26 protein-coding genes and 4 pseudogenes are annotated in these 23128 nt (G+C 68.1%); 22 read left to right on the top strand and 8 right to left on the bottom strand.

Annotated features, from left to right (window positions below; genetic code table 11):
- Window positions 1-52 precede the first annotated feature (52 nt).
- Window positions 53-502 carry a RidA family protein gene (locus ABZU69_RS34420; RefSeq protein ID WP_354968440.1) on the top strand — a complete coding sequence of 150 codons (450 nt, stop codon included), beginning with the start codon at window positions 53-55 and terminating at the stop codon, window positions 500-502.
- Between the two features lie 166 nt (window positions 503-668).
- Complete coding sequence (locus ABZU69_RS34415) at window positions 669-1931, top strand: amidohydrolase/deacetylase family metallohydrolase (RefSeq protein ID WP_354968439.1); 1263 nt, start codon at window positions 669-671, stop codon at window positions 1929-1931.
- An 86-nt stretch (window positions 1932-2017) separates the two neighbouring features.
- On the opposite strand, the gene ABZU69_RS34410 is transcribed toward ABZU69_RS34415, so the two are convergent.
- Window positions 2018-2494, bottom strand: a complete 477-nt coding sequence (locus ABZU69_RS34410; RefSeq protein ID WP_354968438.1) for a transposase — start codon at window positions 2492-2494, stop codon at window positions 2018-2020.
- A 19-nt stretch (window positions 2495-2513) separates the two neighbouring features.
- Between ABZU69_RS34410 and ABZU69_RS34405 the strand changes: the two are divergent.
- Window positions 2514-2648, top strand: a pseudogene (locus ABZU69_RS34405) (IS5/IS1182 family transposase); the annotation flags it as partial.
- Between the two features lie 198 nt (window positions 2649-2846).
- On the opposite strand, the gene eda reads toward ABZU69_RS34405, so the two are convergent.
- The 4 genes from eda to ABZU69_RS34385 all read right to left on the bottom strand — a co-directional run bounded on the left by eda (window position 2847) and on the right by ABZU69_RS34385 (window position 7319).
- Window positions 2847-3509 (bottom strand): bifunctional 4-hydroxy-2-oxoglutarate aldolase/2-dehydro-3-deoxy-phosphogluconate aldolase, encoded by a 663-nt coding sequence (gene eda, locus ABZU69_RS34400; protein WP_354968437.1) that lies wholly within the window; start codon window positions 3507-3509, stop codon window positions 2847-2849.
- Window positions 3510-3513: 4 nt separating this feature from the next.
- Window positions 3514-3978 (bottom strand): 2,4'-dihydroxyacetophenone dioxygenase family protein, encoded by a 465-nt coding sequence (locus tag ABZU69_RS34395; protein ID WP_354968436.1) that lies wholly within the window; start codon window positions 3976-3978, stop codon window positions 3514-3516.
- A gap of 121 nt (window positions 3979-4099) precedes the next feature.
- The gene (groL, locus tag ABZU69_RS34390; RefSeq protein ID WP_354968435.1) at window positions 4100-5791 is read right to left on the bottom strand and encodes a chaperonin GroEL; all 1692 of its coding nucleotides are present in this window, start codon (window positions 5789-5791) and stop codon (window positions 4100-4102) included.
- Between the two features lie 76 nt (window positions 5792-5867).
- A complete protein-coding gene (locus ABZU69_RS34385) occupies window positions 5868-7319 on the bottom strand; it encodes a mannonate dehydratase (RefSeq protein WP_354968434.1) in 1452 nt (483 codons plus the stop codon).
- A 581-nt stretch (window positions 7320-7900) separates the two neighbouring features.
- Here ABZU69_RS34385 and ABZU69_RS34380 point away from each other — a divergent pair.
- The 13 genes and pseudogenes from ABZU69_RS34380 to ABZU69_RS34320 form a co-directional block, all read left to right on the top strand.
- Window positions 7901-8866, top strand: coding sequence for a LysR family transcriptional regulator (locus ABZU69_RS34380; protein ID WP_354968433.1), 966 nt, complete (start codon window positions 7901-7903; stop codon window positions 8864-8866).
- Between the two features lie 128 nt (window positions 8867-8994).
- On the top strand, window positions 8995-9768 hold the full coding sequence (locus ABZU69_RS34375; RefSeq protein WP_354968432.1) for an SDR family oxidoreductase: 774 nt from the start codon (window positions 8995-8997) through the stop codon (window positions 9766-9768).
- A 42-nt stretch (window positions 9769-9810) separates the two neighbouring features.
- Window positions 9811-10464 carry an RraA family protein gene (locus tag ABZU69_RS34370; protein WP_354968431.1) on the top strand — a complete coding sequence of 218 codons (654 nt, stop codon included), beginning with the start codon at window positions 9811-9813 and terminating at the stop codon, window positions 10462-10464.
- A gap of 5 nt (window positions 10465-10469) precedes the next feature.
- On the top strand, window positions 10470-11411 hold the full coding sequence (locus tag ABZU69_RS34365; protein ID WP_354968430.1) for a sugar kinase: 942 nt from the start codon (window positions 10470-10472) through the stop codon (window positions 11409-11411).
- A gap of 14 nt (window positions 11412-11425) precedes the next feature.
- Complete coding sequence (locus tag ABZU69_RS34360) at window positions 11426-12562, top strand: NrtA/SsuA/CpmA family ABC transporter substrate-binding protein (protein ID WP_354968429.1); 1137 nt, start codon at window positions 11426-11428, stop codon at window positions 12560-12562.
- A 95-nt stretch (window positions 12563-12657) separates the two neighbouring features.
- Complete coding sequence (locus ABZU69_RS34355) at window positions 12658-13401, top strand: ABC transporter permease (RefSeq protein WP_354968428.1); 744 nt, start codon at window positions 12658-12660, stop codon at window positions 13399-13401.
- 1 nt (window position 13402) lies between these two features.
- Complete coding sequence (locus tag ABZU69_RS34350; protein ID WP_084757106.1) at window positions 13403-14290, top strand: ABC transporter permease; 888 nt, start codon at window positions 13403-13405, stop codon at window positions 14288-14290.
- Window positions 14287-15084 carry an ABC transporter ATP-binding protein gene (locus ABZU69_RS34345; protein ID WP_354968427.1) on the top strand — a complete coding sequence of 266 codons (798 nt, stop codon included), beginning with the start codon at window positions 14287-14289 and terminating at the stop codon, window positions 15082-15084. Before ABZU69_RS34350 ends, ABZU69_RS34345 begins: the two co-directional genes overlap by 4 nt.
- Entirely contained in the window at window positions 15056-15400 is a 345-nt protein-coding gene (locus ABZU69_RS34340; RefSeq protein WP_354968426.1) for a hypothetical protein, read from the top strand. The genes ABZU69_RS34345 and ABZU69_RS34340 overlap by 29 nt, the downstream gene beginning before the upstream one ends.
- Window positions 15401-15453: 53 nt before the next feature.
- Window positions 15454-16452: pseudogene (amcB, locus tag ABZU69_RS34335) on the top strand (cyclophane-forming radical SAM peptide maturase AmcB); the annotation flags it as partial.
- Window positions 16449-16631, top strand: coding sequence for a multiple cyclophane-containing RiPP AmcA (gene amcA, locus ABZU69_RS34330; protein ID WP_354968425.1), 183 nt, complete (start codon window positions 16449-16451; stop codon window positions 16629-16631). The pseudogene amcB and the gene amcA, both read left to right, overlap by 4 nt.
- A 71-nt stretch (window positions 16632-16702) precedes the next feature.
- Window positions 16703-17365 (top strand): pentapeptide repeat-containing protein, encoded by a 663-nt coding sequence (locus ABZU69_RS34325; protein ID WP_354968424.1) that lies wholly within the window; start codon window positions 16703-16705, stop codon window positions 17363-17365.
- Window positions 17366-17460: 95 nt separating this feature from the next.
- Window positions 17461-17704: pseudogene (locus ABZU69_RS34320) on the top strand (kinase); the annotation flags it as partial.
- Between the two features lie 14 nt (window positions 17705-17718).
- On the opposite strand, the gene ABZU69_RS34315 reads toward ABZU69_RS34320, so the two are convergent.
- Window positions 17719-18510, bottom strand: coding sequence for a helix-turn-helix domain-containing protein (locus ABZU69_RS34315; RefSeq protein ID WP_354968423.1), 792 nt, complete (start codon window positions 18508-18510; stop codon window positions 17719-17721).
- A gap of 281 nt (window positions 18511-18791) precedes the next feature.
- Between ABZU69_RS34315 and ABZU69_RS34310 the strand changes: the two genes are divergently transcribed.
- Together ABZU69_RS34310 and ABZU69_RS34305 are read left to right on the top strand one after the other, a co-directional pair.
- A complete protein-coding gene (locus tag ABZU69_RS34310; RefSeq protein WP_354968422.1) occupies window positions 18792-19592 on the top strand; it encodes a patatin-like phospholipase family protein in 801 nt (266 codons plus the stop codon).
- Between the two features lie 23 nt (window positions 19593-19615).
- The gene (locus ABZU69_RS34305; protein ID WP_354968421.1) at window positions 19616-20470 is read left to right on the top strand and encodes an alpha/beta hydrolase; all 855 of its coding nucleotides are present in this window, start codon (window positions 19616-19618) and stop codon (window positions 20468-20470) included.
- 137 nt (window positions 20471-20607) lie between these two features.
- Here the strand turns inward: ABZU69_RS34305 and ABZU69_RS34300 are convergent, their stop codons facing one another.
- The gene (locus ABZU69_RS34300) at window positions 20608-20745 is read right to left on the bottom strand and encodes a hypothetical protein (RefSeq protein WP_354968420.1); all 138 of its coding nucleotides are present in this window, start codon (window positions 20743-20745) and stop codon (window positions 20608-20610) included.
- 170 nt (window positions 20746-20915) lie between these two features.
- On the opposite strand from ABZU69_RS34300, the gene ABZU69_RS34295 reads away from it, so the two are divergent.
- Both ABZU69_RS34295 and ABZU69_RS34290 read left to right on the top strand, forming a co-directional pair.
- A complete protein-coding gene (locus ABZU69_RS34295; protein WP_354968419.1) occupies window positions 20916-21218 on the top strand; it encodes a hypothetical protein in 303 nt (100 codons plus the stop codon).
- A gap of 17 nt (window positions 21219-21235) precedes the next feature.
- Window positions 21236-22303, top strand: coding sequence for an ATP-dependent DNA ligase (locus ABZU69_RS34290; RefSeq protein WP_354968418.1), 1068 nt, complete (start codon window positions 21236-21238; stop codon window positions 22301-22303).
- On the opposite strand, the gene ABZU69_RS34285 is transcribed toward ABZU69_RS34290, so the two are convergent.
- Window positions 22290-22547 carry a hypothetical protein gene (locus ABZU69_RS34285; RefSeq protein ID WP_354968417.1) on the bottom strand — a complete coding sequence of 86 codons (258 nt, stop codon included), beginning with the start codon at window positions 22545-22547 and terminating at the stop codon, window positions 22290-22292. The two genes, ABZU69_RS34290 and ABZU69_RS34285, sit on opposite strands and share 14 nt — an antisense overlap.
- A gap of 64 nt (window positions 22548-22611) precedes the next feature.
- Between ABZU69_RS34285 and ABZU69_RS34280 the strand changes: the two genes are divergently transcribed.
- Both ABZU69_RS34280 and ABZU69_RS34275 read left to right on the top strand, forming a co-directional pair.
- Window positions 22612-22929, top strand: coding sequence for a transposase (locus tag ABZU69_RS34280; protein ID WP_354968416.1), 318 nt, complete (start codon window positions 22612-22614; stop codon window positions 22927-22929).
- Window positions 22926-23128, top strand: a pseudogene (locus ABZU69_RS34275) (IS3 family transposase); the annotation flags it as partial. The gene ABZU69_RS34280 and the pseudogene ABZU69_RS34275, both read left to right, overlap by 4 nt.

The following is a 23128-nucleotide window of genomic DNA, read 5'->3' as shown; positions in this document are numbered from 1 at the left end:
GAGGAACATGAGCGAGTCGACTAGGCGGGAGTTCATCCGCCGAGCTCCCGCAGTGGCCGCCGTGGCTGCCGTTGTACCGGGCGCCGTCGCCCTGGACCGACAGGACGACGACCACCGCAACAAGTGCAAGTGCAAGCCGCCAGTCAAGGAGGCTCACTGGCCAGGCGGGGAACCTCCGGAGAACCCGCTCTTCAGCCCGGTCGTCACCTTCGGGAACCTGGTGTTCCTCTCCGGTATCGGCGCCCACTTTGACGGTGACATCACCTCGCACACCGAGCACGTGCTCAACGAGCTCGAGCGCAACCTCGAAGCGGTCGGGTCGTCGATGGAAAAGGTGCTCAAGGTCAACGTGTACCTGAACAGTCTGGACGACTACGACGGCATGAACGCCGTCTACCTCGGTCGCTTCGGAAAGAGGCCCGGGGTGCGGACCACCATCGCGGCTGCTGCGGGCATCCCAGGCGATTCCCTGGTCGAGATCGACTGCATCGCCGCCATCTGACACATCCCATGGGGTCATTTCGGACGCCCGGTGAACCGCACCGGGCGTCCGATCAGCACCAGCGGCGAGAACGCGCCGCAGGTGCAACGTTCGGAGAAGGAGTCAGCTGATGAAACTGAATTCATGGCGTCGGAAGGCCGCTCTGGCCGCCTCGGTCATCCTCCCGATGGGGTTGGTCGGGGCTGGGCAGGTCACCCAGGCGAGTGCGACACCGATCCAGCAGCCTGGCACGGCCGGCACCGCAGCCGAGCCCCGCTACGACCTCATCCTCGACAACGGTCACGTGATCGACCCCAAGAACAACATCGACGGTGTCCGGGACATCGCGGTGCGCGACGGACGCATCGTGGCCGTCGCCAAGTCTCTCAACCCGAAAGACGCCGAGCAGGTCGTCAACGCCCGGGGCAAGTACGTCACCCCGGGCATCATCGACATGCACGCCCATATGTTCGTCGGACCAGCCAACGACTACGCCGCCGGCTGGAACAGCGTCGCCCCGGACGGGTTCACGTTCCGGGCCGGTGTCACCACCGCAGTGGACACCGGTTCCGCAGGCTGGGAGAACTTCGAGGAATTCAAGACGAACGTCATCGATCGATCGAAGACCCGGGTGCTTTCGTTCCTCAACATCGTCGGCAAGGGCATGGCCGGGGGAGAGCGGGAGCAGGATCTCGAGAACATGCAGGCGGGGCCGGCCGCCGAAGTAGCACTGCAAAACCCGGACCACATCGTCGGCATCAAGACAGCGCACTACTCCGGTCCGGAGTGGGATCCGGTGCGCCGCTCGGTCCAGGCCGGCCAGATCGCCGATGTTCCGGTCATGGTCGATTTTGGATCGGACTCGGAACAGCGCACCATCGAGCAGCTGCTGACCCAGGAGCTTAGGCCGGGTGACGTCTACACGCACGTGTATTCCGGCCTCCGTCGGGAGCTTGGCGACGACGGTCGCCTCAATCCTGCCCTGCATGCGGGTAGGGAGCGGGGAATCGTCTACGACGTCGGCCACGGCGGCGGAAGCTTCTCGTGGGACGTGGCGGTTCAGGGCATGAAGGAAGGCTTGCCGCCGGACACGATTTCCACGGACCTGCACATCACGTCGATGAACAGCGGCATGAAGGACATGGCGAACGTGATGTCCAAGATGGTGACCCTCGGCATGTCGCTGGAAGACGTGGTGAAGGCGAGCACGTGGACGCCGGCACAGGTGATCCAGCGCCCCGACCTGGGGCACCTGTCGGTCGGGGCGCCTGCCGACGTCGCGGTGTTCAGCCTTGACCGGGGACGGTTCGGATTCGTCGACTCCTTCGGCTTCCGGCTGGACGGAAAAGAGAAGCTGACCGCTGAGCTGACCCTGCGGGAAGGCGACGTCGTCTGGGACCTCAACGGGATCGCTGCCACCGAGTGGAAGCCCGGCCGGGACCGGGACTAGGTAACTGGTGTAGAACGATGGCCGCTACCAGCGTAGCGGTCATCGTTCTCTATCTACTTCGAGTAGTTGCTGCGGCGCCGATGCCCCTATGTTTGGCAAGCCGTTCGGGGAAACTCGGTGGTGGGGTTGAGCTGTCGGATCAGTATGTAGATTTCGCGGGCGATGTAGCGTTTGACGCAGCGGATGGTTTCGCGGCGGGTGAGGCCTTGGGCGGTGCGTCGGTCGAGGTAGTCGCGGGTGCGTCGGTCGCAGCGTGATCGGGTCAGGGCGATGCGGTGGGCGGCGTTGGCGCGGCGGTCGCCGCCGCGGTTGAGGCGACGTCGGCGGGTTTTGCCCGAGGACGCCTCGATGGGGCTGACGCCGCAGAGGGCGGCGAAGGATGCTTCGTTGTTCATCCGGTCGCGGTTGTCGCCGGCGGTGATGAGCAGGGCGGCGGCGCTGTCGGGACCGACGCCTTTGCGTTGCAGCAGGTGCGGGGCGTGGGCGTCGATGACCGCGGTGATCTGTAGTTCCAGTTCACGGGCTTCCCGGGTGAGGTTCTGGATGCGCCTGACCGCGGCCACGCCCGGATACTCGCCCGGGGGTGAACGTGCCAACGCGACCCTCAAAGGCTGGAAGATCCTCTCCAAGCTGCGCTGCTGCCCACGCCGAGCCACCGCGATCGTGCAGGCAATCCTCGTTCTGCACCACGTCGAGGCCAACCGCTACCCAGGATGAAAAGGGCTCAACGATTCGTTATTTACGCATCGGAAACGATGGATTAGGGCCGTCCCCAGTCAGTGAAACCCAGCAAACGCGAAGGCTTGCAGCGCGATCGCCCCTTCACCGCTGGAAGTTAAAACTACTTATCGCCCGCGTGGGATTATCGCCGGGTACGGGTTGCCCTGGAGTGGCTCGGATACCAGGTGGCGACGGTCAGCCGGCCGGCGCGCCGGGGGTGGGCTGCAGCGCCACCGCCTCGCGGGCCAGCGCCGTGACCGCTTCCCCATCGCGTGTTCGGACCGCGGTGGCGGACGTCAACCAGGACCCGCCGACGCAGGCAACGTTGGGCAGTGCGAGCCAGTCGGGTGCGGTGGTCGCGGTGATGCCGCCGGTGGGGCAGAAGGTCAGGTGGGGGAGCGGCTGGGCGACCGACGCCAGGTAGGCGCGGCCGCCGCTCGCTGCCGCCGGGAAGAACTTGATCGTGGTGAGGCCGAGCTCGGCCAGTGTCATCATCTCGCTGACCGTGCCGGCACCGGGCAGGAAGGGCAGCCCGGAGTCGACCGCGGCCCGGGCGAGCCCCACGGTCGCGCCCGGGCTGACTAGGAACCGTGCGCCTGCCGCGACGGCCTCGTCCACCTGGTCGGCCGTGAGCACGGTGCCGGCGCCCACCACCATCTCGGGCACCTCGGCGGCCACCGCCCGCAGCGCGGGAAGCGCGGCCGGCGTCCGGAGGGCGATCTCCATGGTCCGGACGCCGCCGCGCAGCAGGGCCCGCGCCAGGGTTGCGGCGTCGTCGGCGCGGTGTAGCACGACGACCGGGATGATCGGTCCGAGGCGGGCCAGTGCAGATGCGGTGAGGGACTCCGATTGCGTCATCGCGTCAAAAGACGATCGGCTGCGCAGCGATGCCGTTCTCGCGGCAGTGGTCCTCGTACCGCTTCAGCTTCGTCGCCGCCGTCTCTACGTACGCGACGTCGCCGCTCTCCGTCACGTACTCGATCGGTCCGTGGATGGCGAACAGGGTCAACATTGGCTCCTCGTCGGTCACGTCGGCGACCAGCGTGTGGACGTCGCCCGGCGGTTCGTAGACGTACGAGCCAGGCTCGGCCTGCCAGTCATGCTCCTCGTAGTGCCAACGGCCTTGGATGACCCAGCCCTCCACCTCCGAAAGGTGGCGGTGCCGGCTGACCACCCCGCTGCGGGCAACCTTGAGCAGGTTGACCCAACTTCCTGTGTGCGGGGAGATCCGCAGCGGCTTGAACCAGACGTTGGCGGAGCCCTGCGGGATCCAGGGCAGATCCGCTGCCCTGACCAGCGAGTCCGCGACGGGGTGGAGGTTTCCCATGACTCTCCTTGAGGTGCGATGGAATGTGGCTGCCGGTACCTTGCAGGGCATGACGGGCGGTCCGGCCGATGCGGATCAGTCGTCGACGGTCGGGCCCGTCGGTTGGAAGGTTCCGGGCCGCTCAGTGCACGTGGTCGTGGCCGTGTGCGCGGCTGTGGCTGTCGCCGTGCACGTGGGTCTGGCCGTGGTGGCCGTGGTGGCCGTCCTCGCTGTGGCTGTGTCCGACGTTGAAGTCGACCACCCGGCTGCTCGCCGTGCCGATCACGGCCGCCTCGGTGGTGAGCAGCATCCCGGTCACCGAGGCGGCGTTGCGCAGGGCGCAGAGCGTCACGTTGACCGGGTCGGCGACGCCCTCGGCCAGCAGGTCGAGATACCTGCCGGTGCGTGCGTCGTACCCGACGTGCTCCGGCAGTTCGGCGACGTGCTCGGCGACCGCCGGCCCGTCCGCGCCGCCGTTCGCCGCGATCCATCGCAGCGGCTCGGCGAGCGCGCGCCGGACCATGCCCACCCCCGTTCGCTCATCGCCGCTGGCCGGCAGGTTGTCCAGTGCCGCCCGTGCCTTTACCAACGCGGTCCCGCCTCCGGCGACGACACCGCCGCGGGCTGCCGCGCGGGTGGCAGACACGGCCTCGTCCACCCGCTGCTTGCGTTCACGCCGCTCGACCTCGGTGTGCCCGCCGACGCGGAGCACGCAGACCCCGCCGGCCAGCCGGGCTATCCGCATGCGGTGCCGTTCCCGTTCCCAATCGGAGGTAGCTACGGCGAGTTCGGTGCGGATCTGGGCGATGTGCCGGTGCACTGCGGCCACGTCCCCGGCGCCGCCGATGATGGTGGTGTCGTCGCGGGTGACGACGATCCGGCGGGCTCGGCCGAGCACCTCCAAGCCGACCTGGTCGAGCCGCAGGCCGGCCTCCGGCGTGATCATTTCGCCGCCGGTCAGTGCCGCCACGTCCCGCAGGATCGACTTGCGGCTGTTGCCGAGCTCGGGCGCCTTGACTGCGACGCTGCGGAACGAGCCCTCCACGTTGTTGAGCAGCAGGGTGGCCAGGGCATCGTTGACCACATCGTCGGCGACCACGAGCAGGGACCGCCCGGTCGCCACTACCCGCTCCAGCAGCGGCAGGAACTCCGCCAGCGTGTCGATCCGGCCGTAGTGCAGCAGGACGTAGGGGTCATCGAGGACCGCCGTCAACCGCTGCGGATTGGTGACCATGTACGGGCTCAGGTAGCCGGTGGGCAGCCGCAACCCGTCGAGAAGATCCAGATCGGTGCGGGCCGCCTCCGACTCCTCGACGGTGACCACCCCGTCCGGCCCGGCCTTTTCGAGCGCGGTGGCGACCAACTCGCCGATCTCCCGGTCTTGAGCCGCGTTGGTTGCGACCGCGGCGAGGTCGGCGTATCCGGCCACGGGCCGGGCGCTGCGCCGCAGATGCCCGCTGGCCGAGTCCACCGCGGCGTCCATGCCGCGCCGGACGGCGACCGGGGAGGCGCCTGCGGCGATCGCCCGTAACCCGTGCCGGGTCATCGCCTGGGCGAGCACGATCGCGGTCGTGGTGCCGTCGCCGGCCTCGGTCTTCGTGGCGCCGGCGACCTCTCGTGCCAGGCGCGCGCCCAGGTCGGCGTAAGGATCGCCGAGGGTGAGTTCCGCGGCGACGCTGGCGCCATCGGTGGTGATGCTCGGCGGTCCGCCCGGTCTGCCGAGCACGACGGTGCGGCCCCGGGGACCGAGCGTCACCTTGACGGCGTCGGCCAGCGCGTCGATGCCTGCTTGGAGGCGACGCCGGGCGGCCTCATCGAACAGGATCTCGGGCATGGGCGCGCGTCCTTCCGGCGGTGGGCGGTGGGAAGGGGAGCCGACGCGCAGGCCGGCTCCCCTTACGAGGGCGGCGTCAGTTGGGGATCTGCGCCTTGAGGTACGCGGCCATCGAGGTCAGCGAGGTGCGCGCTTCCGCATCCTCGATGCCCTGGGCGACGCCGGCGAACCGGTCGATCGCCGCCTCGCTCTGCTCGGCCAGCTGATCGGCCACTTTCAGGTTGGCCTGGAGGCGGGCGCGGTCGCTGAGCTTGACCGCGCCGGCAGCGTAGAAACGGTTCACTAGCGTCTCAGCGTCGTCGAGCACCGGCTTGCGACCGCGTTCCATGATCAGCGCGGCCTGAAGCATGGCGCGGGCGTACCCGGTGTCGTAGAGTTCGCCGCCGTGCCCGCCGCCACCGACACCGGCGTACTGGCCGCCGATCGAGCCGTTCTCCCGGTCGAAGTCGAGCGCCCGCGGGTGCTCGGCGAGGACGCCGCGGTCGTAGCCCTGCCGGACCAGCTCCCGCATGAAGGCGAACATGTCCGTCTCGCCGGTGTCGGGGAACACCTCCGCGTACCGCTCCCGCGGCTTGTCCACGGTCACGTTGCGGTAGTGGATGTGGTTCACCCGGTCCTTGGCGCCCACGTAGCGCAGGAAGTCGACCGCGTCGTGGCCCACCTCCGGCGTCACCCCAGCGTGCACAGTCAGCCCGTTGGCGGGGCTGTCGTACGTGTCGATGAGCCGCTTCCAGTCGGCGACCGAGGCCAGCACCTGCGGGTTGCCGCGGCTGATCACCGCAGGCGGGTCGTTGGGGTGCACGGCGAGCCGGACGCCGGCCGCCTCGGCAACGGGCATCACCCGGTCGAGGAAGTACTTGTAGTTGTCCCAGACCTGCTCGTAGGTCAGCAGCGGTGTGCCGGGCCGCGGCGGCAGGTCCTTCACGGGCACGCCGTCGACCTCACGGTGATAGTCGAACGCCGTGTAGCCGGCGCCTAGCCGATCCTCATTGTCGATCAGCTCGTAGTAGCCCTCAGTGAGGCGGTGGACGTAGAAATTGTATTCAACCACACGAATGCCGGCCTGGCCGGCCGCGACCAGCGACTGCTTGATGTACTCGATCTGCTGGTCCCGGCCTTCCTGACCGCGCACGATGCTGTCTGTGATGCTGATCAGATAGGCGGTGATGTGCAGCCCGGCCGCCTCCAGTCGCTGCCGATCGGCGATGAGGGTGGCCGCGGTCCAGGGCAGCGGCGGGGGATCGGTGATCAGGGCGCCCGTGACTCCGGCCTGCCGCCACCGACGCACGGTCGCCTGGCTCGGGTTGCGGGAGAACCACTGGCACAGCCGCGGCGTGTTCGTGCTCTCCTTCACCTGCTCGGGCCACTTCAGGTAGGGGTAGGGCATGCCACCCGGCCCGGTCGTTACGGTCTCCGCGGGTGCCGCCGCGGCGGCGGCCGCGCCGCTACCGGCGACGGTCAGACCGGCAGCCGAGACGGCGGCCAGTGATGCGCCTTGCTTGAGGACGTCCCGGCGGGATTGCGCCATGATGCGGTACCTCTCGTTCGTCGGCTTAGGTGCCGGTGGGCGAAGGCGGAACGGAGCGATCATCGGGTAGCCCGAAACCATTTCTCCGGGCCGTCGAGGACCGCTTTCGGAACAGAATCGAACGATGCCAAGGCGCGGACGATCGGGTGCAGAAATTAGTTCAACGCGTTCGGTGGTAACGGGTGCCTTCCGCGGGCCGAAGCATGTCGCCATGTGCTATCTGGGGGTGGATCCCCTTTTCCGCTGCCTCGGCCGCGGCCGAAGACGCCGCCACAACCTGCTGAGATGCCACCCGTTCCGCCGATCGGGTCTCCTGCCACGGCTCCTCCCGGTGGCAGTCGAATGACCACTCTCGACAGACCGGACCGCCGTCGGCCGGGGCCGATCGATTCCCATAACAACGCGGTAACGATCAACCTGGGTTCGTGTTGGCAGACGCTAGCCTCGACCGTCGTCGCTTGTTAAGAACGAGTTACGAATGGAGTCATCCGCATCCTTGATTACTCGTCACCGGTGGTGGTCCTCGCCCTGACCTGCGGCGTGCGAACCGGAGCGGCGGCGTGCCTGCGAGGGGGTTCTACGTGCTCAGGACGGATACCCGGCTCGAGTGGTTCGTCTCGTTCCTCGGGGTCGTCGACACCGGCAGCTTCGTGGCCGCCGCCGAGGCGACTCACCGCTCCCAGCCGCGGGTAAGCATGCACGTGGCCGCGCTGGAGCGCGAGGTCGGCCTCCCCCTTTTCGACCGCCGCAAGCGGCCTGTCGAGCTGACCGGGGCCGGCGCGGTCCTCGCCATGCACGCCCGGGCGGTGCTGCGCGAGTTCGAAGCCGCCGAGGCGGCGATGGCGCCATGGCGCGGCGGCGCTCGCGGCCTGGTCACGCTCGGCTGCTACCCGAGCGCCAGCGCGGCATTCGTTCCGGCGCTGCTTCGCGATCTCTCTCGAACCAGCCCCGACGTTAAGGTGGTGCTGGTCGAGCGCGCGACGCTGGAACTCGACCACGCGCTGACCACCGGTGAGGTGGACATCTGCCTGCGGCCGATGTCGCCTCCACCCACGGCGCCGTCGATGGTGGGCCATCCACTGTGGCGCGAGCCGCTGGTCGTGCTGCACCCGCCGGACCACCAGCTCGCCGAGCTTCCTGAGCCGCTGACTGTCGCTGCCGTGGCGACGCATCCGCTGATCTCCATCGGACGGCTCGACGACGCGCAGTCCGCGGAGTTCGAGGTCTACCGGCTCTTCCGCGAGCACAACTTCGAGCTCGAACCGGTGCAGGCGACCAACCAGCCGCAGACCCTCGTCGAGTTGATCCGTGCGGGACTCGGGGTGGGCGTGACCAACTGGCTGGCCGTGCACATCGCCGACACCGAGGGCGTGTGGATACGCCGGATCGAGGGCAACTGCGGGCGCCAGGTGGCCGCGTATCGAGACATGTCCCGACCGATGAACCCGGCCGCACGCAGCCTTCTTCAGCGCATCGTCCAGGCGCCGCGGCCGCCGGGCACACAGCCGCCCCAGTCCGGGGCGGAGGCCGTTGCCGCGCCCGGGTGAGCAGGCGTCCCGCCGATCCGTTATGCGGATGGGACCATCCCGTTTCCGTTGTTAACGCCCCGCAACAACTCGCCTAGTGTCATCGGCACACATCCACCGGACGCGGTCCGAGGAGGGGAGGAGGGACGGTGCACACGTCGCAGGAGCCAGCTCCGACCTTCACCCTCAACGGGCGGCAGGCGCTGGTGACCGGCGCCGCAACCGGCATCGGCCGAGCGATCGCGGTCGCCTACGCGGCGGCCGGCGCTGACCTGGTGCTGCTGTCGGAGCGGGACAATCTCGACGAGGTGGCGGCAGTGGTGCAGGCACTCGGTGCCAAGGCCGCCTGCGTACGATTCGACCTGGCCGACGCCGACGGTCGTACGGGCTTCGTCGAGGCACTCCTCGACGACCACGACATCGACGTCCTAGTCAACAACGCCGGACTGATCCGGCGCGCGCCGAGTGAGACCTTCGCCGACGACGACTGGTACGACGTCATCGAGGTCAACACCCACGCCGCCTTCCACTTGGCCCGCGCGGCCGGCCGGCGGATGCTCGAGCGCGGCGGCGGGAAAATCATAAACATCGCCTCGGTGCTCAGCTTCCAAGGCGGCATGTTCGTCCCGTCCTACGCCGCCAGCAAGCACGCCCTCGCCGGCCTCACCCGGGCGCTAGCCAACGAGTGGGCCGGACGCGGCGTCAACGTCAACGCCATCGCGCCCGGTTACGTCGAGACCGCAGTCACCGAGGACCTGCGCGACGACCGGCAGCGCCAGGCCCAGATCACCGCCCGCATCCCGGCCGGCCGATGGGCCACCCCGCGAGACATCGCCGGGCCGGCGATCTTTCTCGCCTCCGCGGCGGCCGACTACGTCCACGGGCACATCCTCGTCGTCGACGGTGGTTGGCTCTGCCGCTGACGCACGGTTTCTGTCGACAACCCAGAAAGGAGCGGAACCGACGTGACTCCCGTACTCACGCAGGAAATCATCGAGGCGTACCGCGGCCTGGCCACCGCCTCCGTCGCCGACGCCGTCGAGAAGACCGGTGAGCGCGGCTATATGACCGGCGCCATCGGTCCGGTCCTGCCCGGCAAGCTGGTCGGCCCGGCGGTGACCGTGCTCGAGGAACCGTGCGACACCGCGGAGCCGCCGACGCTCGCTCTGCGGGCCATCGACGACTCGCCCGCTGGAAGCGTTCTGTGCATCGCCGCCGGTGCGGCGGACGTCGCGGTCTTCGGCGGGTTGATGGCCGCCGGCGCAGTAGTCAACGGAATCGCCGGCGCCGTCCTCGACGCCCGGGTTCGCGACATCGAGGAAATCCGTCGCGATTACCCCCAGCTTCCGATCTACGCCCGAGGCGGGGTCCCGTCAACCACAGTGGGCCGCTACCGCACGGTCAGCCTGAACGAGCCGGTCGAGCTCGGCGGGGTGATGGTGGCCCCGGGTGATCTCATCGTTGGTGACAGCGACGGCGTCGTCCGGGTGTCGGCGGCCCGGATCATCGAAACCTTGGAGATCGCGCAACTCATCGAGAAAGCCGAGCGGGAGCAGACTCAGCTGATCCACGAGTCGAAGTCGCTGCTCACCGGCCTCGCCAAGCATAACCGGGTCTGACCGCGATGGACATCCTGGCCATCGGTGAGCCGCTGCTGGAGTTCAGCGTCACCGACGAGCAGTCGTTGGACGCGGCGGAGAGCTTTGCGCTCGGTTACGGCGGGGACACCTCCAACTTCCTCGTATCGGCCAGCCGCTGCGGCGCCGCCGCCGGCTACGTCAGCCGAATCGGCGACGACCACTTCGGCACGGCACTGCTAGGGCTCTGGCAGCGCGAGGGGGTGCGGACCGATCATGTCGTCCGCGAGCCCGGCGGCCGCACCGGCATCTACTTCATCTCCCGCCACGCCGCGCACAGCTCTTTCACTTACTACCGTGCAGGCTCCCCGGCGAGCCGACTGAGCCCGGCAGATGTACCGGAGACGGCAATCGCCACGGCCCGAGCGCTGCACGTTTCAGGAATCACTCAGGCGATCAGCGCGTCGGCCTGTGATGCGGGGTTCCACGCCATGAAGGTGGCTCGGCGACACAACACGCTGGTCAGCTACGACCCGAACTACCGGCCCGCCCTCTGGCCACTGGACCGGGCCCGCGCGATCGTCGCGCGCAGCGTCGAGCTCAGCGACGTCGCCCTGCCCAACCTTGAGGAGGGGCGCGCCCTGACCGACCTAGACGATCCCAGGGCGATCCTCGCCTGGTTTGCCGCACTCGGGCCCCGAACCGTAGTTCTGAAGATGGGTGACCAGGGCGCGCTGCTGTGGGACGACGGCCGGACCAGTGAGATACCACCGCACTCGGTGGTCCCGGTGGACAGTACCGGTGCCGGTGACGCGTTCGACGGGGCGTTCGTCACCCGGTTGGTCCAGGGAGCCACACCGGCCGACGCCGCCCGGTACGCCGCGGTCGCCGGCGCCCTGACCACGCAGGGCCACGGAGCCGTTCATCCGATCCCCCGAGACGCGGCAATTCGCTCGGCCCTGGAGAAGGACCCGATTCTGAACCATTAGCGGAGGCGATATCGATGTCCATTGCGAAAGGTTTGCGGCTGGTCGCCGCCACCACGGCTGTGGCCCTGCTGACCGCCGCCTGTGGCGGTGGCTCCACGGTCGACGACGACAATGGCGCCGGCGGCGACGGGGCGGCGCTGACCAAGGTACGCGCCGGCTACGTATCCGCCATCGACCAGATCGGCCTTCCGGTCGGCCTCGAGGGCGGCTACTTCGAGGAGGAGGGCCTCGACGTCGAGCTCGCACAGCCGTTCCCGACCGGCGTCGACGCGCTCAACGCACTGCAGGCCGGCACCATCGACATCATCCAGGTCGGCACGCCACTCATCGCCGCCGCGCAAAAGGGCATCGACCTGGTGCTGCTTGGCAACTACACCGGCTCGTCGACCCAGCGCAGCATCGACGAGACGATGGCGGTGGTGGCTGCTCCCAACGCCGACATTGACGGCGCCAACCTCACCACGCTGCGCGGCAAGCGGATCGGCGTGTCCGTCGCCTCCATCAACCATCTCTACCTGCTGGGCCTGCTCGAATCCGCCGGCCTGTCGGCCAGCGAGGTGAAGATCGTCAACACCGCGCCGCCGGACATGGGCGTGGCCCTGCAGACCGGCGGCATCGACGCGGCGATCATCTGGGACCCGTGGCCGATCGTGATCACCGAGCAGGTCCAGGGCGCCCGAGAGGTGCTGCGCGGCGGCGGGCACATCCCGTTCGTCGGCTACATCGCCACCACTCGGCAGTTCGCCGACCAGAACCCCGAGCTGATCAAGAAGTTCCTCACCGCCCGGGCGGCGGTCGACCAGTGGATGCGCAAGAACCCCGATCAGGCCGGCGAGTCGGCGACCCGATGGCTGCCCGGCACCAAGCCGGAGGTGGCGAAGAAGGCAATGCAGTACAACACCAAGCAGCTGGACCCGCGGCTCAGCGCGTGTAACTACCTCGCCCTCGACACGATCAGCGCCCTGCTCGCCGAGCAGAAGGTGGTGCAGCCCGGCTTCGATGTGAGCCGGTACTTCGAGCCGGAGCCGATCCTCGGCGTCATGTCCGCCGAGCCGGCGCTCTTCGACGACCTGGCCCCCGTGCCGGCCACTGCGGCGATCGGCCCCAGCTTCACCTTCAGTCGGGACGAGGCGGTGAAGGCTTGTCCATGACCCTCACCCGGACAGCCCGCCGAGACCCGCGGAGACGAACATCCTCCCCGGCGGGCAGGGGCACCCGGGCGCGCCTGGTATCCGCGTTCTGGTTCGTGCTGCCCTTCGCCCTGCTCCTGATGGTCTGGGCGGTCGTGGTCGCGGCGACCGACACGCCGATGCGGATCTTCCCGCAGGTAAGCGACGTGGGGGCCGCCATCCGGGACATGTGGGCCAGCGGCGACCTCCTGCGGCACCTTGGTGCCAGCCTGCGGCGGGTCGGGGTCGGCGCCCTGCTCGCCGTGGCGACGGCCCTGCCGTTCGGCATCGCGCTCGGCGCTAGCCCCCGACTCGCGGCGTTCTTCACGCCACTGCTGCGCTTCTCGGTCGCCCTGGCCGGCATCGCGTGGATCCCGATCGCGACGCTCTGGCTCGGCTACACCGACAAAGCGGTGATCTTCATCGTGTGGAACGCGATGTTCTTCGCGCTCACCTACAACGCGCTGCTCGGCGTCCAGCAAATTCCGATCGAACTGATCCGCGCGGCGCGGTCGATGGGTACCGGCCGGCTACGGATGTTCTGGGAGATCCTGCTGCCAGGGGCGCTGCCCAGCGTGGTGACCGGGCTGCGGATCGGCCTCGGCTACGGCTGGCGCGGCCTGGTCGCAGCCGAGATCATCGCCAGCAGCGCGGGCCTTGGGTACGCGCTGTTCCTGGCGCAGAAGAGCTTCGACACCGACGTGGTCATCGCCTCCATGGCGATCATCGGCATGCTCTGGCTGCTGATGGACCGGTTGGTCCTGGCGCCGCTGGAGCGGCGCACGGTTGAGCGGTGGGGCATGAAGATGGCGGTGAGCTGAGATGGCGGACGCAGTCGCAAACCGGGACCGCGCCGGTCGGGGCGGCGCCCTCCCAGGGCGAGCCGCGAAGCGCGGCCGCAACCGTCGGATCACCGCCTGGCGGCACCGGATCACCCGTAACGGCCTGGTCCGGACGCTAGGCCCCTTCGTGCCGATCATGTTCCTCTGGTGGCTCGCCGCAGAGCTGGAGCTCTTCCCGGGAGCGTTCTTCGTCGGCCCGGACGCCGTGCTGGCCGAGTTCCTCGACCTAGTTCGCAAGGGCGTGTTGCCGGGCTATCTCTCGGACTCGCTCACCCGGCTCGCCTACGGGGTGGGCGTCGGGCTGCTCATCGGCCTACCGCTGGGCTTCCTGGTGGCGATCTCGGCCTGGGCCCGGCGGCTGACCTGGCCGCTGCTGCTCTTCTTCCAGGCCATCGCCGACATCGCCTGGCTGCCCATCGTGATCGTCTGGTTCGGCTTCAGCCTGACCGCGGTCACCTTCGTCATCGTCTACACCATCGTCTTCCCGCTAATCCTCGCCGTCGTCGCGGGTGTCGAGCAGGTGCCCCAGGAACTGCTCCGGGCCGCGCGCAGCCTCGGCGCCGGCCGGTTCCGGGTCTTCGTGGAGGTCATCGTGCCAGGGGCGCTCCCGTCGGTGGCCGGCGGCATCCGGACGGGTCTCGGCTACGGCTGGCGGGCCCTGATCGCCGCCGAGATCATCGTCGGCACCAGCGGCATCGGCTTCATGATGTTCGACGCGCGCCGGGTCGGCGACGTCTCGGAGGTGTTCCTCGGCATGATCGTTCTCGGCGTCCTGTGGTACGCGATGGACGCCCTCATCCTGGCCCCGTTCGAGCGGGCCACCGTGGAGCGTTGGGGAATGGTGCGACAAGTGGAGGCAGCGAAGTGACCGCGCTTGAGATCAGTGAGCTCGCCAAGGACTACGTCGACAGCTACACCGGTGACCAGGTCACGGCGATCGGCACCGTCTCCTTCACCGTCGAGGAGGGCGAGTTCGTCTCGATCCTCGGCCCCAGCGGTTGCGGGAAGACCACGGTGCTGAACATCATCGCGGGTTTCGTGGAGCAGACCTCGGGCGTGGTAAAGGTCGGCGGGCGAGTGGTTGACGGCCCGGGCCCGGACCGCGGCGTGGTGTTCCAGAGCCACGCCCTCTTTCCATGGAAGACGGTGCTGGGCAACGCGGTCTTCGGGCTGCGCATGAAGGGCGTGCCAGCCGCGCAGCGCCGGGCCACCGCGTTGGAGTACCTGGACCTGGTCGGGCTGGCGGGCTTCGAGAACAAATACCCGCATGAGCTCTCCGGCGGTATGCAGCAGCGCCTCGGGGTTGCCCGGGTGCTGGCCAACGAACCGGCCGTCATGCTGATGGACGAACCGTTCGCGAGCATCGACGCTCAGACCCGGCGCAAGCTCCAGGACGACCTCACCCGGGTGTTCGAGCTGCGCCGGCCCACCGTCTTCTTCGTGACCCACGACATCGACGAGGCGGTGTTCCTCTCCGATCGGGTGATCGTGCTGTCGCGGCGACCGAGCCGGGTCCGGGAGATCGTGACCGTCGACCTGCCCCGGCCCCGACAGTGGCAGGCGACCACCGAACTCCCCGGGTTCCGCCGCATCGCTAACCACATCACTGAGCTGCTGTCGGAGGGAGGGGAAAGTGAAGGGTCTGAGCTCGCTGCTGCGTAGGGCCTGGCGGACGCCCACCGCCCGGCGGATGGCCATCGTCCTGCTCCTGGTGGTCGGCTATCAGGCCTGGTTGGGGGTACAAGCAGCGGGCAAGGTCGCCCCGGGCGTCGGCGACCAGCGCGACGTCCGCGGCCGGTTCGCGGTCAACGTCGAGCTCGACTTCGCCCCGGAGCGCTACCACATCCTCGAGCTGCAGAAGCACGGCCGGATCGCCGGCACCGACGGCAACACCGTGCGGCTGCGCTCGGTGTCAAAGGCCGGCGTCAACGCGCTGGCACGGGAGTACTGGATCGAACGGATCGCGCCCGGTCGCTGACCCGTAGGCCGCAGCCGGGCGCGCACCCCAGCCCGGTTGGCTTACCCCCCCGCCGCCTCATGAGCAACGCGGTCGCGCAGGCGTGCGCCGAATCGATCGCGCAGCAGAACAGCAACTTCCCCGTGGGTGTCGTGTGGCACGGAGGCGAGCCCACCGCCACACCCGTCGACGTGTTCCGGGAGCTGTTGGCCCCATTCGAGGACCTGCGGCGTGCAGGGAGTGTGCGGCACGAAATCCAGACGAACGCCACGCTGATCAACCGGCGGTGGTGCAAGCTGTTCACCGCCTACGGATTCGACGTCGGGGTCAGCATCGACGGGCCCGGCCCGCTGAACCGCAACCGCCTGGACCGGGCCGGCAACCCGACGGACAGCCGGACCCTGCGTGGGATGCGGACCTTGGCCAAGGCCGGTCTGCAGTATTCGGTGATCTGTGTCGTCACACCGGAGACCATTGATCACCCCGACACCCTTGTCGACGTCTTCACCGACCTGCCGGGCTGCCAGTCGGTGGGCTTCAACATCGAGGAACAGGAAGGCGCCGACCGGACCCCGGTGACCGAGGAGTCCGCGTACCGATTCTGGCTCCGCCTCGTTCAACGCCGTGTCAACGGCAGCCCCTTACGGATCCGTGATCTGGACCGGCTGGCCGACTACCTCGCCGCCACCCGTGCCGAACGGGTCGACCACGCCCCGTATGAGCCGATCCCCACCGTCTCCTGGGACGGCCAGGTGGTGCTGCTGTCACCGGAACTGCTCGGCATCACCGAGCCGCGCTACGGCGACTTCATCGCTGGCAACGTTCTCCGTCAGTCGATCACCGCCATGATCGCTCGCGCCGGCGACCTGCGCTACGTCACCGAATTCGTCACCGCCCTCAACGGCTGCGCCGATCACTGCACCTTCTACGACTTCTGCGGTGGCGCCCAAGCCGGGAACCGCTACTTCGAGCACGCGACGTTCACCGCCCGCGAGACCACCTACTGCCGAACCACCCGACAAGCCCTCGTCCGCGCCACCGCAGACCACCTCATCCCTGAAGGAGGACCATGACCAGCGCACTGGCCACACTCGTCAACGCCGCACCGGAACAGCTCGCCCGCCTCGGCGTCGACCCAGACCTGTCGGTAGCGTCGATCGACGCAGCGAAGTTCGACAACCGCCCTGCCTGGGCCAACAAGGGCAAGTTCGACAGCCGGCCAGGCTGGGACAACTGGAACAAGAAGAAGTAACCGCTGTAGGAGAGAACGACCGGATGCGCGGGGCGGCGTGCCCACCCCGCGCCCACACAGGTTGAGGACACATGCGCACCACGACAGTCGGCGACGTGAAGATCCTGCTACCGGACCTCGACCCGGAGGACCTCGACCGCGTGACCGACCTGGCCGATGGCCTCACCGAGGCTTTCGTTGAGGGCGCGTCGTGGCGCGGTGTGCAGTTGGAGGATCACCGCATTCGCAGCAGCCTTATCGCCGGTGGCGACCTCAGTGAGAGCACCTGGGAAGCCGGCAGCCTCTACGGCTGCGACATCACCCGCACCGACTTCTCCGGCGCGGCCCTGACCGGCGTCACCATCGAACGGTGCGCCATCACCGGCTCACGGTTCACCGGCGCCAGGCTCACCGACGTGCGCCTCAAGGACGTTCTGTTCGACGGCTGCCGCTTCGACTACGCCACCTTCCAGCGCGTTACTGCCGTCGGCTCGGTCGCCTTCACCGACTGCACCCTTACCCACGGCACCTGGTCTACCTGCCGGCTGCCCGGAATCGCGCTGCGGTCCTGCGACCTCGCCGGCCTGGAGCTGGGCTCCTGCCACCTCGACGGCGTCGACCTGCGAGGCAGCCGGCTCCGCGGGCTCAAGACGCCACTCGACAACCTGTCCGGCGCCACCCTCGCGGAGAACCAACTGCCCGACCTCACCCAGATGGCCGTCGACGCCCTCAAACTGACCGTGCGCAACGACTGACTTCAGGGGGCATCGTGTCCGCTGACTCCGTCCCGATTGGCAGCCCGGAGACGGTCCTTGTCTGCATTCGGGGCAACTCCGGCTCGGGTAAGAGCATGATTGCCTTTGAGCTGCGGCGTCGGCATGGCCAGGGCTGTGCGCTGGTCGAGCAGGACTGCCTGCGTCGCATCGTGTTGGGCGAGCGGGAAAAGCCGGTGGCGCGGCACCGCGTTGATCGGGCAGACCGTCTGGTTCGCGCTCGACCACGGCTACCACGTCGTGCTGGAGGCCATCATGCACACCAGCCGCTACCGGAGCGTGCTGACAGGCCTGTGGGACGGTCGCCGAGCGCCGTTTTGTGGGCCGGCCTTCTCTTAAGCCTGACGGCGCAGGATGGTCTCGGTTTGCTCGTCGGCAGGGAAGAACAGTTCGATTGACAGGTCGGACAGGGTGACGTCCATCGGGGTCCCGAATGTGCTCAGGATGCTGAACATCGATAGCTCCTCGCCGCCGAGTTCCAGCCTCCATGACAGGACCGGGTCGTCCGCTTCGTCTGAGGCGAGGTGGCTCCAGGTGTGACGTTCCGGGATGGCGGGCCAGGTTGCAATCTCGTCGGCGAGCGCGGCAAGGTGCGGGTCTTGGGTTCGCACGACAGCCCGGTCGAGCCGGTGCAGCAGGTAGGCGGACCATTGCGCGAAGTTTCGGGTACGGCCGGCGAGTCCGGCAGGGTGCAGGGCCGTACGGAAAAGGTTGGTCGGCACGCCACGCACGTCCTCGGGGATGCCGGAGACCAATCGGCGCCCAGCGTGGTTGCTGAGCTGCACATTCCACTGCCGGTCGATTGCGACGCCGGGGAACGGGTCGTGCGTGTCCAGTAGCACCTGCAACGAGGCCCGGACCCGGGAAAGCGCCGGCCCGGTCAGGGGCGTCTCCGGATAGCGGGGAGCGTATCCGGCCGCCAGCAGCCAGTCGTTCCGCTCCCGCAGCGGCAGGTCCAGATGTTGGGCGATCTTCATCAGCAAGCCGGGACTCGGCTTCGACTTGCCCAGCTCGACGAAGCTCAGGTGGCGGGGCGAGATGCCGATCTCATGCGCCAGGTCCATTTGGCTGCGCCGGGCTAGTCCCCGTTGCCGGCGGATCAGGTGTCCGACGTTCGCATCTGTCACGAGACGTCACGATAGCCGGGCGGCACGCGTCGGAACGAGTACCTGCAAGGTATTCGCATCCTCGCCCCCAAGAGTGCAGGATGGCGACGTTCCCCCACGTTTTGAAAGGAACCGAGGATGCCGCTCTTCGACACTACGGACGGAACCCGCCTGTTCATGCGCAAACGGGTGCCGCTGAGGGAAAACCGGCGAGTCCTCGTTACCGGTGCTGAAATCGGATCCATCGTCATCGAGCAGGCGACCGTCGGAGATCTCCCGCAGGTCAATGCGATGCACCGTCGTTGCTCACCGGCTTACCGCTGTTTGATGCCGTCTATGGCAGTTCCGCGGGAACGCTGAACGCAGCGTGGCTGCTGTGCGGCCGCGCCGAAAGCACCATGCACGCATGGTGGGATCCAAGCATCATGCGGACGACCATCGACCCAAGGCGCGCCCTGCGCCGGCAGCCGGTCGTGGACACTCAATTCCTTGTCCACACCGTGTACACCGAGATCATGCCGATGGGGTTCCAGGAGATCCTCCACAGCACCGTTGAATTCCACCCGATCGCCACAGACGCCCTCACGGGCCATGCCACCGATCTCCACGATCAGATCCGTGACCAGTCGAGCTTGCAGGCCGCACTCCGCGCGTCGGCCGCAATGCCACTTCTCGCAGGCGAACCGATCGAGATCAACGGGCGTCGGTTCGTCGATGCCGGGGTGAGCGAGGCGGTCCCCGTACGGACGGCACTTGCTGACAAGGCCACGCACATCGTTGCGCTTCGCACTCGACGCATGGACGAGCCCCCGTCCCCTCCGTCTCGCGGTGAACGTCTGGTTTTGTCGCGGTGGTTCGCCCAGCGCGCTCCAGGAGCGGCCGAGCCATGGCTGAGCCGCCAGGCCGTCAGAGCAGAAGAAGAGCGGCTTCTGGCGTCGCATCCGGCGATCTTGCAGATCCGCCCACCGATCGGCAGCGTGAGGATCGGCCGTACCGAGCGACGCCCACGCGTTCTTCGCGCAGCTGTCGATACAGGCCGGCAGGCGGCATTGAACGAACTGGGCTCCATCGAAGATGCCTCTATGAGGTTCGCTCCGAGGTGACCTCGATCCCCGAGGAGGTTGGCATGCCCGACACAGCTCTTGGCACCGGCAAGACCGTGGCCCTGCCCAGCGGCCGGGTCGCCTACACCGAGCGTGGCTGCGGCCCGACCGTCGTGTTCGTGCATGGTCTGCTGGTCAACGCCAACCTCTGGCGCAAGGTCGTGCCGGCCATCGCGGACGCGGGCTTTCGCTGCATCGCGCCGGATTGGCCGCTCGGCGCGCACCAGGTGCCCATGCCGGCAGACGCCGACATGACGCCTCCCGGGGTCGCCAAGCTGATGGCGGAGTTCCTCGACGCGCTTGACCTGACCGACGTCACCGTGGTTGCCAACGACACCGGCGGCGCGCTGACCCAGATCCTGATGGCCACCCATCCGGAGCGGCTCGGCCGTGTCGTGCTCACCCCGTGCGACGCGTTCGAGGAATTCCTGCCCGAGCCGTTCACCCGGCTGCCCAAGCTGGTTCGACTGCCCGGTGCGGTCTGGCTGGCCAGCCGACTGCTCCGGCTGCCGATTGTGCAGCGGCGGTCGTCTGCGTTCGGTTGGCTGGCCAAGCGTGGCATCCCCGCCGAAATCATCGACTCCTACCTACGGCCAAGCTACGACAGCCGGCAGATTCGCAGGGATGCCAAGCGGTTCATCGTTGGTGTGCACAACAGGTACACGCTGGCCGCTGCTAAGGCACTGACCGGATTCAGCAAGCCGGTGTTGCTGGTCCGCGCGGAGGATGAACGGATCTTCCCTGCCCGGCTCTTCGAACGACTCGCGGCAACCCTGCCCGACGGCCGCCTGGTCACGGTCGCCGATTCGTATACCTTCGTGTCGGAGGATCAGCCGTCCGAACTGGCTCGGCTGGTCGTGGACTTCGCCGCCGGCTAGCACCTTTACCAACAGCCGCTCAGCGGCTGGTGGTACGAGTGGTTTGCCTGCCGCTTCAGATGTCGGCTGCGGGAGCAGGTTCGAACCGGTCTTCGTCTGCTGCGCCATGCGGGTGCTGCGGGTCCTTGCACCGGGCCTCAACGTTGACCGTTGGCCGGTGGCACGTCGGCGGGGGTGAGGTCGAGGCGGGGGCGTAGGTAGCGGACGTGGTGTCGCCATCGGTGGTGTTCGTAGGCGGTGTCGACGTCGATTTCGGCGACGATGGTGGGGAGCACGGGGCTGTAGGGGAGGGGTTGGGGGCGGTCGAGTTGTCCGGTCCACGCGGCGGGGAGGGGTTGCGGCCAGGGGTGTGCCCCCGTCGGGTCGATGGGGGTGAGCAGGGCGCCTATTCGGCGCGGTGTGCGGGTCGTAGGGGGTTGGTGCGGTCGGTGTAGCGGAGTTGTCCGTGCTGGTCGCAGCGGCCGAGCAGGAGGGTCTCGGGGTTGTCGGTGCTGGGGGTGACGCCGCCGATGATCGCTTCGGTGGTGCGGTAGGCGCGGACTTTCTGCCATCCTCGTCGGCCGGGCTCGTAGCGTCCGTCGAGGCGTTTGATCACGATGCCCTCGATGCCCGCGGCGGAGCCCGTGAGAAAGTCTGGCTCGGCGAGGTCGCCGCACTGGAGGAAAGCCTGACCCATCTTCGCCGACGCCGCGCCGAAGCAGACTCCCAACTGACCCGTCCCGATGCCCTGGACAACATCACCGGCTAACGAGAGACGATGCCCTCATGGACCTGCCCGTCATGCCTCCCATCCTGCCTATGCTCGCCAAGCCCATCGGTGAAATCCCAGCTCAACAGTGCTACGAACCGAAGTGGGACGGATTTAGAGCGGTGATTTTTCGGGACGGCAACGAGGTGGAGATCGGCAGCCGCAACACCAAGCCGATGACCCGCTACTTCCCCGAAGTCGTCCAGGCGGTCCTGGCGAACTTTCCAGACCGGGCCGTCATCGACGGCGAGATCATCGTCGCCGACACCACCCGCAACACCCTCGACTTCGAGGCGCTGCAGCAGCGCATCCATCCGGCTGCCAGCCGGGTAAAGCTGCTGGCCGAGCAGACCCCGGCCAGCTTCGTCGCGTTCGACCTGCTTGCCCTCGGCGACGAGGATCTGACCGAGCGGCCGTTCATCGAGCGGCGGGAGATGCTCGACCGGGCCCTGGCGGGCGCTCAGCCGCCGATCCACATCACCCCGATCACCCGCAACGAGGACACGGCCCGGCGCTGGTTCGGCCAGTTCGAGGGTGCCGGCCTCGACGGGCTCATCGCCAAGGACCCCGAGCTGACCTACCAATCCGACAAACGCGTAATGACGAAGATCAAGCACAAGCGCACCGCCGACTGCGTCGTCGCCGGCTACCGGCTACACAAATCCGGCGACGACCGGATCGGTTCGCTGCTGCTCGGTCTCTACAACGACGAGGGCACGCTGGTCTCCGTGGGTGTCATCGGCGCCTTCTCGATGGCCGTGCGGCAGGAACTGTTCGTGGAGTTGCAGCACCTGGTCACGACGTTCGACGGGCACCCGTGGAACTGGGCCGCGCACGAGCAGGGCGAGCGCACCCCGCGGCGCAACGAGCAGAGCCGCTGGAATGCCGGTAAGGACCTGTCGTTCGTCCCTCTGCGTCCGGAACGGGTGGTGGAGGTTCGCTATGACTACATGGAAGGTGAACGGTTCCGGCACACCGCCCAGTTCGAGCGCTGGCGGCCGGACCGGGAGCCGCGCTCCTGCACCTACGCCCAACTCGAACGCCCGGTCAGGTTCAACCTCGCCGACGTGCTCACGAGCAGCTGACGATTGGTTCGCCTATCGCCTCGAAGAGAATCCGGCGGTAGATCGGCTCATATCCGGTTGGAATGGACAGCGTGTCCCACACGGCGCGTTGCGGCACCAGGCGGCGTTGTGTCATCTCGTAATCGGGTGACCAATCCTCGAGGCGGACGTCTGCGCGCCACAGTGCCCGCACGAGCACGATGCCTGCCTCGGGGCCGCGCAGGCATACGCCACGGCTGAAGCCGAGCAAGCGCCGATCAAGCACGGTCGCACAAGCTGTCCCGCACCGGGTTTGATGGAGACATCGAAACCTGGGAGGAACACCAGCGATGCCCGCACCGAAGAAGTACAACGATGAGCTGCGTGAGCGTGCGACGCGGTTGGCGGTCGTTTCCCGCCGAGATCCGGCGTCCGCGGTCGGAGCGATCCGGCGGATCGCCGGCCAGCTCGGGGTTCATCCGGAGGCGTTGCGTACGTGGGTGAAGAAGGCCGAGACCGACGCTGGTGACCGTCCGGGCACCACCAGCAGCGACGCGGAACGCCTCGCCGCGTTGGAACGGGAGAATCGTGAGCTGCGGCGGGCGAATCAGATCCTGAAGTCCGCGGCGAGTTTCTTCGCGGCGGAGCTGGACCGTCCGTCGCGATGAAGGTCGACTTCGTCGACTCCCAGAAGGCCGAACACGGTGTCCAGCCGGTCCTGCAGGCGCTCGAAGACACGCCGGCACAGATCGCACCGTCGACCTACTACGCGGCCAAGACCCGCCCGGCCTCGGCCAGGTCGCGGCGCGACGAGGAGCTGACCGCGATGATCGAGCGGATCCACGCGGAGAACTACGGCGTCTACGG

This window comes from Micromonospora sp. NPDC005206 (genome assembly GCF_040608175.1).
GTDB lineage: Bacteria > Actinomycetota > Actinomycetes > Mycobacteriales > Micromonosporaceae > Micromonospora.
The sequence above is the reverse complement of the archived record's forward strand: the minus strand, read 5'-3'. Positions and strand labels throughout refer to the sequence as shown.

Bases quoted from the DNA above. Each gene is read 5' to 3' on its own strand.
- ABZU69_RS34415 (WP_354968439.1), top strand. From the start codon at position 669: ATGGGGTTGGTCGGGGCTGGGCAGGTCACCCAGGCGAGTGCGACACCG.
- eda (WP_354968437.1), bottom strand. From the start codon at position 3,509: ATGACGCAATCGGAGTCCCTCACCGCATCTGCACTGGCCCGCCTCGGA.
- ABZU69_RS34395 (WP_354968436.1), bottom strand. From the start codon at position 3,978: ATGGGAAACCTCCACCCCGTCGCGGACTCGCTGGTCAGGGCAGCGGAT.
- groL (WP_354968435.1), bottom strand. From the start codon at position 5,791: ATGCCCGAGATCCTGTTCGATGAGGCCGCCCGGCGTCGCCTCCAAGCA.
- ABZU69_RS34385 (WP_354968434.1), bottom strand. From the start codon at position 7,319: ATGGCGCAATCCCGCCGGGACGTCCTCAAGCAAGGCGCATCACTGGCC.
- ABZU69_RS34365 (WP_354968430.1), top strand. From the start codon at position 10,470: ATGGACATCCTGGCCATCGGTGAGCCGCTGCTGGAGTTCAGCGTCACC.
- ABZU69_RS34360 (WP_354968429.1), top strand. From the start codon at position 11,426: ATGTCCATTGCGAAAGGTTTGCGGCTGGTCGCCGCCACCACGGCTGTG.
- ABZU69_RS34350 (WP_084757106.1), top strand. From the start codon at position 13,403: ATGGCGGACGCAGTCGCAAACCGGGACCGCGCCGGTCGGGGCGGCGCC.
- amcA (WP_354968425.1), top strand. From the start codon at position 16,449: ATGACCAGCGCACTGGCCACACTCGTCAACGCCGCACCGGAACAGCTC.
- ABZU69_RS34325 (WP_354968424.1), top strand. From the start codon at position 16,703: ATGCGCACCACGACAGTCGGCGACGTGAAGATCCTGCTACCGGACCTC.
- ABZU69_RS34305 (WP_354968421.1), top strand. From the start codon at position 19,616: ATGCCCGACACAGCTCTTGGCACCGGCAAGACCGTGGCCCTGCCCAGC.
- ABZU69_RS34290 (WP_354968418.1), top strand. From the start codon at position 21,236: ATGGACCTGCCCGTCATGCCTCCCATCCTGCCTATGCTCGCCAAGCCC.
- ABZU69_RS34280 (WP_354968416.1), top strand. From the start codon at position 22,612: ATGCCCGCACCGAAGAAGTACAACGATGAGCTGCGTGAGCGTGCGACG.